We start from the raw sequence: 2,726 nt of genomic DNA, 5'->3' as shown, positions 1-2,726 counted from the left end.
GATTTGGAGAAATTACGATAAAAAAATGACAGGTATGAATCTAACGAAATAGATCACACCTGTCATTTTTTATTACAAAAAGTTATTTTAAAATAATCCTAAATCACATATGATTTATATGAATTATGAAGATAAGTTTCTATAAACTCAGCCAATCCATCATTTTCATGATGTCCTGTAACAAAATCAGCTGCTGCTTTAACCTCTTCGCTAGCGTTCCTCATTGCCACGCCAGTACCGACATTTCGAAGCATCTCTATATCATTGGGTCCGTCTCCAATCGCTACGACTTCGCTTGGACTAATTCGAAATGTCTGAAGTAAGCTTTTTATAGCAGACCATTTGGAAACATTAGGAGCAAGCAATTCAAACCCGTCATTCCAATTGATGACTTCTGCTTCCTTTTTAAACAAAGCAGATAAATCAGGTCTTGGTGCACCTATTCGAACACTATATTTAAGAACATCTTGATAATTTGCCTGTCTTAAATCTCCAATATAACGCGGCGGAATTTGCCCGACTTTTGTCCAATACTCAATTTCTTCATTTGTTTCCTTACAATAAAGCCCATTTGCTGTGTGAATCATAACATTACAAGGATTTTCAGTGGTCAGATGGTGGAAGCGTTCTTCGTTCAATTGGACGGTTTTCATTTGCAATGCTCTGCCTGTCTCTGCCTCGTGAATAGCGGCACCATTCAAACAGATCATTGGAGTTCGTAATCCAATTTCTTTATGGTAGGGAGCGGTTACTTCATAGTGTCGGCCAGTAGCTAGAAAAACTTGGACTCCCTGATTAATGAGACCATAAATGGCTTCCATATTTCGATGGGAAATGTTGTTTGAGGCTGTTAGTAGTGTACCATCCATATCAATAAATACTGCACGTACATTCATTTATCGTGCCTCCTCATTCGTTGGTAAACCAATCATATCATCTGAATATTAATGCCTCGTAAACTCAGTGTAGAGATTAAATAAAGTTTATTGGGAAGCAAGGAACGGTACAATGAAAGATAAAAATGTATTCCAAAACGCTCTTTTATTAAACTAAAGGAAAGATACTTGAATAAGATTAATGGTAAAATTGAGAAGTATGGAAGACTTGATAAAGAGTATAAACTAGAAATATTAAGGAAGGAAGTGCAAAACTATGGATTATGAAACAGTGATGCAGGAGCTTGAGGTCCTCGGTAAGGAACGAACTAAAAAAATCTACCTATCCAATGGTGCGCAAGAGCCGCTTTTTGGGGTAGCTACAGGTGCTATGAAACCAATCGCCAAGAAAATAAAAATAAATCAACGTTTAGCGGAAGAGCTTTATTCCACAGGTAACTACGATGCAATGTACTTTGCAGGAATTATTGCAGACCCCAAAGCTATGACTGAGTCGGATTTTGATCGTTGGATGGAGGGGGCGTATTTTTATATGCTGTCCGACTATGTCGTGGCAGTAACTTTATCAGAGTCAGATCTTGCACAGGACGTTGCTGATAAATGGATTGCAAGCGGTGACGAGCTGAGAATGTCAGCGGGCTGGAGTTGCTACTGCTGGCTTTTAGGGAATCGAAAAGACCATGAATTTTCAGAAAGCAAGATTTCTAATATGCTTGATATTGCGAAAAATACGATTCATGATTCGCCAGAACGAACGAAATCCGCTATGAATAATTTTCTATATACTGTGGCGATTTCATATGTGCCGCTACATGAAAAGGCAGTCGAGACCGCAAAGGAAGTAGGCACAGTTGAAGTCAAACGGGACAAGAAAAAAAGCAGTTTCCTAAACGCTGCCGAAAGTATTCAAAAAGAAATGGATAGAGGGAAGCTTGGTTTCAAACGCAAATATGTAAGATGTTAAAAATTAGCTTAGTATCGGGGTGTTGATCCAAGAAGGATTGACGCTCTTTTTGTTGAAGTTTCTGAACTTACAGAGCAGTTTATTTCAATAAAAGTAATTCTACATATATTGGGGTAATCGTAATATAAATAATGTAGCAATAAACTTCGATTGTAAATTAAAGACCTAAAAGGTGGGATAGAATGAATGCATTTTTGACAGTTATACCAATTATCCTTATAAGATATGGTCTATTGAGTGCAATAAGTAAAGAGGGGCCTAAACGTGCAAGTCTCTTTGCTCCATTATTGGGAAAAGAAAAAGTGGCTTACTGGATTTATCAAATTACGACCGCTCTTATTCTCTTATTTTTATTACTACTCAAAATTAGAATAGACTCGGTTTGGTTTTATCTCGGCCTGATAATCTATATTTTAGGAATTGTTTTATATGCTGTATCTATAGTAACGGCAGAAAACACAAGATAAAAAAACCCAGAGATTAGATGTCAGGGAAACTGTTTGGAACCAACTCACAGAAAATAATAAAGAGCATATCAAAGGAAATTGGGAACATGCAAGTGTTCAGAAAATAACCTTACAAGAAAAAATGGGAAATATAAAAAATAAAACCTTTATTGGAAAAGAAGTTTTAATTGTGGACTTTCCTTCAAATGATAATCCGTCATTAGGTGGGTTTGCGGTTTATGCAAATATAAAATCACATCAATTGATTGGATACGGGAATAGAGATTAAATAAATCATTGTAAACTTCAAATTTCTCTCTTATACATTAAAAAAGATTGTGAATTATTCTACTTAAAGTAAAGGGTGCAAGAGTTTAAGATCAAGCTGCCATTTTTGGCGGCTTTCTTCTTGTTCTAGCC

At 36.4% G+C, this 2,726-nt stretch carries 3 protein-coding genes; 2 read left to right on the top strand and 1 reads right to left on the bottom strand.

What is annotated here, in order from left to right; all coding sequences use genetic code 11:
• Nucleotides 1–98: 98 nt before the first annotated feature.
• Nucleotides 99–896 carry a Cof-type HAD-IIB family hydrolase gene (locus BSO02S_RS25880; protein ID WP_066074894.1) on the bottom strand — a complete coding sequence of 266 codons (798 nt, stop codon included), beginning with the start codon at nucleotides 894–896 and terminating at the stop codon, nucleotides 99–101.
• A 256-nt stretch (nucleotides 897–1,152) separates the two neighbouring features.
• Between BSO02S_RS25880 and BSO02S_RS25875 the strand changes: the two genes are divergently transcribed.
• Together BSO02S_RS25875 and BSO02S_RS25870 are read left to right on the top strand one after the other, a co-directional pair.
• The gene (locus BSO02S_RS25875; RefSeq protein ID WP_066074892.1) at nucleotides 1,153–1,860 is read left to right on the top strand and encodes a DNA alkylation repair protein; all 708 of its coding nucleotides are present in this window, start codon (nucleotides 1,153–1,155) and stop codon (nucleotides 1,858–1,860) included.
• A 182-nt stretch (nucleotides 1,861–2,042) separates the two neighbouring features.
• Nucleotides 2,043–2,327 (top strand): hypothetical protein, encoded by a 285-nt coding sequence (locus BSO02S_RS25870; protein WP_218010623.1) that lies wholly within the window; start codon nucleotides 2,043–2,045, stop codon nucleotides 2,325–2,327.
• Nucleotides 2,328–2,726: the final 399 nt, after the last annotated feature.

Origin of the sequence: Neobacillus soli NBRC 102451, from assembly GCF_001591665.1 — a bacterium.
GTDB lineage: Bacteria > Bacillota > Bacilli > Bacillales > Cytobacillaceae > Neobacillus > Neobacillus soli.
Note: the sequence above shows the minus strand (reverse complement) of the source record. Positions and strands in the feature narration are given on the sequence as shown.

Excerpts from the sequence above, each read along its gene's own strand:
- BSO02S_RS25880 (WP_066074894.1), bottom strand. The coding sequence starts at position 896 with ATGAATGTACGTGCAGTATTTATTGATATGGATGGTACACTACTAACA.
- BSO02S_RS25875 (WP_066074892.1), top strand. The coding sequence starts at position 1,153 with ATGGATTATGAAACAGTGATGCAGGAGCTTGAGGTCCTCGGTAAGGAA.
- BSO02S_RS25870 (WP_218010623.1), top strand. The coding sequence starts at position 2,043 with ATGAATGCATTTTTGACAGTTATACCAATTATCCTTATAAGATATGGT.